The organism is Geomonas sp. (genome assembly GCF_035254065.1).
Classification (GTDB): domain Bacteria; phylum Desulfobacterota; class Desulfuromonadia; order Geobacterales; family Geobacteraceae; genus Geomonas.
In genome coordinates this window covers 1-5,297 of the sequence record NZ_DATFBA010000172.1, presented here as the reverse complement: position 1 = coordinate 5,297, position 5,297 = coordinate 1, and the positions used below count along the sequence as shown (strand labels likewise).

Sequence of the window (5,297 nt, the reverse complement as noted above, 5' to 3'; positions counted from 1 at the left end):
AAACAGTTGCCTCGCGTTAGTGCCCGAGGACCTTGATTACTCCCACCTGCTCTGGATTGAGTCGGATCTCTGCTTCCCCCCCGAGCTTCTCAGGCGCCTGCTCGCTCATGACGTTGACGTGGTAGCCCCTATGATCTGGCTCGGAGGGTTGTTCTACGACACCTGGGGGTACCGGGATATTGACGGCAATCCCTGGACCAACCATGCCCCCTACCACCCCGACTATGTACCCATGAGCCTGATGGAGATGGGCTCAGTAGGAAGCTGCGTGCTTTTCCGGCGCGCCATCCTGGACGCCGGCGTCCGCTACCAGGGAACCTACCAGAACGGCCTGCTGGTCGGGATGTGCCACGACGCGCGAGCACTCGGTTACCGGGTTTTTGTCGATACCTCGACCGCCATCCTGCACCCGGTGGACAACTGGGAAGCTCAGATGTGGCGCCCGTCGCAGTTGGTGATCATCGACAGCTCGGGGAATGCCGCCGACATGCCGCTGGCGGAGGCGAGAGGGCTCGGGCTGGAGATGCACATCGCCGCCTTGGATCCCAACATGATGCTCCAGGCGAACGGCGCCTTCCTGCGCAACCTCTGTTGGCGCTACCGCAGCAACCGGATTAGCGTTGAGGTGCAGGCAAGGCCCTATCCCCGCAAGCTGTACCGGATGCAGGTCCACATCGGCGACCCGGAGCCTGTGTTTTTCAAAAATCCGGTGACCAGGCTGATACCCAGGGGAATCCTCAGGAAGAAGCTACAGAAGGAGCTGCGTACCTCCCTCACGATCGAGATCGAAGAGTCCGCGGAAGTGGGCTAGGTTCGGGTGCTTAAGGTGCCATCGCCCCGAGACCCAGGAGGAGGAAAGGATTCATTATGAGCAACCCGTTTGACCATGGCTACTACCACGAGGAAGAACTGGCCGGCTTTGGCTTCAAGTCCGTCGGCAGTAACGTCCAGATTGCCAAGACCTGCACCATAGTCGGCCTTCCCAACATCTCCATCGGGAACAATGTCCGCATCGACGATTTCTGCACCATCCTTGCAGCCGGGGGTGCGCTCAGTATCGGCTCCTTTGTGCATATTGGCGGTTACTGCTACCTTTCCGCCGGTGCCGGGATCACCCTCGAGGATTTCTGCGGGCTTTCCCAGGGGGTGAGAATCTACAGCAAGACCGACGACTACTCCGGCAACTCTATGACCAACCCGACGGTGCCGGAGAAATTCACCTCCGTCATCGAGGGGCGGGTCCTGCTGCAAAGGCATGTGATCATCGGCTCTGGAGCAGTGGTGCTGCCCAGGGTGACCATCGGCGAGGGGTCCGCAGTCGGGGCACTCTCCCTCGTCACCAAGCCCCTTCAACCCTGGGGCGTCTTTTTCGGAACTCCCGCCAAGCGCCTGAAGAGAAGATCAAAGCGCATCCTGGAGCTGGAATCCCAGTTTTCAGAAGATAATGCGCTGGCGTAGGGCCCGCCCGGCTCTACTGACGCCGTTCGTAAGCGGCTGATGTCACCGTAACCACCGTTCGCAAGCAGCGGGGCCTTCATCGACGATGCGCCCTGCCGCGGAGTATCACAGGAGGCCAATTGCCACTGGTCGTCATCTGTTCCTTAGTACGGGATGGGATGTCCTACCTGCCATCCTACCGGCGCCAGCTGGAGTCGCTGTCCCTTGAGGGGGATCTGGACTGGCGCCTCTGCATCCTGGAAGGGGACAGCAGCGACGGCAGCTGGGAGTACCTTGTGCAGTGGGCCGCGGATGACCCTCGGATCATCATCGGCAGGGAGGACGTCGGGGACACCGCCGAGATCCAGGACCGCGCCGAGCGCTGGGCGAGGGTTTGCAACGCCTGCCTCGCCCTCATTCCGGACTCGCTTGAGTATTCGCACATGCTCTGGCTGGAGGCGGACCTCTGCTTCCCTCCGGAACTGCTGCGCAGGCTTCTTCAGCACCGGGTGGACGTGGTGGCCCCCATCATTTACCTGGGAGGGCTTTTCTACGATACCTGGGGCTTCCGGGGCCTGGACGGCGTCGCCTGGACCAACAACACCCCCTATCACTCCGCGTATCAGCCGATGGGACTGATGGAGATGAGTTCGGTCGGCAGCTGTGTGCTGTTCAGGCGCGCCATCCTCGATGCGGGCATCCGTTTCCGGGGGCCGTACGAGACGGGGCTCTTGGTCGGCATGTGCCACGACGCCCGCGCTCAAGGATACCGGGTCTTCGCCGATACCTTGACCGCCATTTTGCACCCGGTGGACAACTGGGAGTCCCAGATGTGGGCACCCTCACGCGTCGAGATAGTCGACGGCGAGGGGAACTGCCGCGAGCTACCCCTTGCGGAGGCGAGGAGGAAGCGTTTTGTCATGCACATCGCAGCCCTTGACGCGGGAATCCTGCTTTCGGCCCAGCGCTCCTTCCTGCGGGAGCTGTCCCTGCTTCACCGCAGCAACCGGTTCAGGATCGAGGTGCTTGCCCGCACCTACCCCCACAAGCGGTACCAGATGAAGATAACCGTGGATAAACCGCAACCGGCGATCCTGGGGCAGCCGTTACTGCGCGGGCTGCTTCCTGAACGGCTCTTTAAAAAGTTGCTGCGCCGAGATCTGCAGAGTCCTCTGACCATCGAGATGGAATAGCTTTTCCGCCGGCCGCACAGCGGCGACCGTAACCAGTCATCAACCAGCGAGGGAGAGCATGTACAGCATTCCTGTTTATCAGCCGTCTCTGAGCGGCAATGAGAAGGCCTACGTCAACGAGTGCCTTGATTCCACCTGGATCTCCTCCAAGGGGGCCTTCGTCACCACCTTCGAGCAGAAGTTCTGCGAGTACACCGGCGTCGAGCACGGCACCAGCGTCTCCAACGGCACCGTCGCCCTGCACCTGGCGCTGGTCGCCCTGGGGATCGGTCCCGGCGACGAGGTCATCGTTCCCACCCTGACCTACATCTCCTCGGTGAACGCCATCGTCTACACCGGGGCCACCCCGGTCTTCGTGGATTCGCTTCCGGACAGCTGGCAGATGGATCCTGAGGACGTGAAGAGGAAGCTCACCCCGAAGACCAAGGGGGTGATGGTGGTGCACCTCTACGGGCACCCCTGCGACATGGACCCCATCGTGGAGCTTTGCCGCGAGCGCAGCATCTTCCTGATCGAGGACTGCGCCGAGGCCTTCGGCTCCTTGTACAAGGGGCGCCACGTGGGAAGCTTCGGCGACATCGCCACCTACAGCTTCTTCGGCAACAAGACCATCACCACCGGCGAGGGTGGCATGGTGGTCACCAACGACGAGACCCTTTTCGACAGAAGTGTCCACTTCAAGGGGCAGGGGCTGGCCAAGCACCGCCAGTACTGGCACGACGTGGTCGGCTACAACTACCGGATGACCAACATCTGCGCCGCCATTGGCCTTGCCCAACTGGAGCAGGCCGATGTCTTCCTGGCCAAGAAGAGGGAGATCGCGGGCTGGTACCGCGAGGGGCTCGCCGGAATCCCGGTGGAGATCCACCAGGAGTCGCCGGACGTCCGCCATTCCTACTGGATGGTCTCCCTGCTGGTCCCCGAGTCGGGCCAGCGCGATCCCCTGATGCAGCACCTGGCCGAGGCCGGCATCGAGACCAGGCCGCTCTTCTACCCGGTGCACACCATGCCGATGTACGCCGGCAAGTTCCAGCGGCACCCGGTGGCGGAAAACCTGGGGTGGCGCGGCATCAATCTCCCAAGCTGGCCGGAATTGGGGCGCGAGAAGGTCGATAAGGTCTGCCGGAGCATCAAGGAGTTCTTCGCCTGAGCTGGCGCGCGGGGGAGCTAACCTGGAGCTGAGGTCATTATGAAGAAATGTCTGGTTGTTGGGGCCGGCGGACACTGCCGGGCGCTGTTGTCCATCCTTCAGGAGCAGGGAGATGCCTACGACATCGTCGGCATCGTCGATCTGCAGCCGTTGCGGGGTAAGGAGACCATCCTCGGTGTGGAGGTGGTCGGCACCGTTGCCGACCTGCCACATTTCAAGGAGAGTGGTGTCACCGCCCTCTTCCTCGCGCTGGGCGACAACGCCGAGCGTGCCCGCCACTATCATCTCGCCAAGGAACTCGGCTTCGAGCTCCCCAACCTGATCGCGCCGGGCGCCTACCTCGCCGCTTCAGCCACCATCGGCGACGCCAACCTGATTTGCCACCGCTGCCACTTGGGCCCCGTCTCCCGCATCGGCAACGGCAACATCCTCAACACCGGCTCGGTGCTGGAGCACGAATCGACCCTGGACGACTTCTGCCACCTGGCGCCGCTCTCGGTGATCTCGGGGCGCTCCCATCTCGGCAGCCAGGTCTTTTTGGGGGTGAACGCCACCGTCATCGACAAGGTCAAGGTCTGCGACCGGGTGATGATCGGCGCGGGGGCGGTGGTGGTCAAGGATATCACTGGGGGGGACGCCACCTACGTCGGGGTCCCCGCCAGAAGGCTCGCTGCAGCCGGCAGGCAGGGGCAGCATTAGGACCTTACGCCGCTTGAAGCGGCTCAAGAAAATCAGCCAGACCTGACAGAACAAAAGGGGGCTCTCGCAAGAGGGCCCCCTTTCCGTTATCTTCTGTCCTCCATTGTGTTTCTGCGGAGGATGTTTCTGCCTGTGGCGTTCTCCATTTAGCCCACATCTCTCACCAAACACTGGCCTATTCTGCTTTATCCTTTTTTGAAAACTTTTTCGCAGCGTGCATGACGGCGGAGGAAACGCATTTGGCTCCAACGCGAAGGAGCTTTTTTCGACAAAAGATGGATGCACTTACTGCCGGCGAATTCCAAACTTGCCCACCAGTACAGGTTCGTCTTATCAGCAATGGCTTGAAGGCCTTTCGACGAAAGGAAGGATACATGCTGACCGTACTCTTGAGCTAAATAGCTCCACTGCAATGGATCAGGGAAACGCCTTGAATCATGCAGTTCGGTAGTTAATAGGAGGGTACCTTCAGAACTAAGCCTTCCTGCCAGTTCTTTAACAAAATCGATCGTTTCGACAGTGTGTTCTATAACTTCTATCGCAGTGATCAGGTCAAAGGACCCAGTCGGCAAATCACGTGAGATATATTGTTCAGCAAAAACGGGGGCGGCGTAAGGATCATGTCCCCACGCATCATAGCCATCATCCCGCAAAAGACGAACCAGTATGCCTAATCCCGCACCTTCATCAAGGGACCTGGGGGGGGACTTACGCAAAAGCTTTTCAGCCCGGAGGGAGTGGATGACGCGTTGAACAGCCAGGCTCCTCATCAATCTGCTGATGTCCGGATCCGGATGATGGTTTATGGAATAGGCTTC

Annotated in this window: 6 protein-coding genes; 5 read left to right on the top strand and 1 reads right to left on the bottom strand. The window is 60.6% G+C overall.

The features are described from left to right. From VJ604_RS08350 to VJ604_RS08330, 5 genes are all read left to right on the top strand, one after another. A partial coding sequence (locus VJ604_RS08350) for a glycosyltransferase family protein (protein ID WP_324081506.1) occupies positions 1 to 811 on the top strand: 811 nt, incomplete at its 5' end. Between the two features lie 56 nt (positions 812 to 867). Continuing rightward, positions 868 to 1,458, top strand: a complete 591-nt coding sequence (locus tag VJ604_RS08345; protein ID WP_324081503.1) for an acyltransferase — start codon at positions 868 to 870, stop codon at positions 1,456 to 1,458. Between the two features lie 119 nt (positions 1,459 to 1,577). Continuing rightward, positions 1,578 to 2,630 carry a glycosyltransferase family protein gene (locus tag VJ604_RS08340; protein ID WP_324081500.1) on the top strand — a complete coding sequence of 351 codons (1,053 nt, stop codon included), beginning with the start codon at positions 1,578 to 1,580 and terminating at the stop codon, positions 2,628 to 2,630. 58 nt (positions 2,631 to 2,688) lie between these two features. Continuing rightward, positions 2,689 to 3,780: a DegT/DnrJ/EryC1/StrS family aminotransferase gene (locus VJ604_RS08335; RefSeq protein WP_324081498.1), complete on the top strand. Its 1,092-nt coding sequence runs from the start codon at positions 2,689 to 2,691 to the stop codon at positions 3,778 to 3,780. A 39-nt stretch (positions 3,781 to 3,819) separates the two neighbouring features. Beyond that, complete coding sequence (locus VJ604_RS08330; protein WP_324081496.1) at positions 3,820 to 4,479, top strand: acetyltransferase; 660 nt, start codon at positions 3,820 to 3,822, stop codon at positions 4,477 to 4,479. A gap of 185 nt (positions 4,480 to 4,664) precedes the next feature. On the opposite strand, the gene VJ604_RS08325 is transcribed toward VJ604_RS08330, so the two are convergent. Next, positions 4,665 to 5,297 (bottom strand): class I SAM-dependent methyltransferase (locus VJ604_RS08325; RefSeq protein WP_324081494.1); only part of this gene is annotated, 633 nt, incomplete at its 5' end.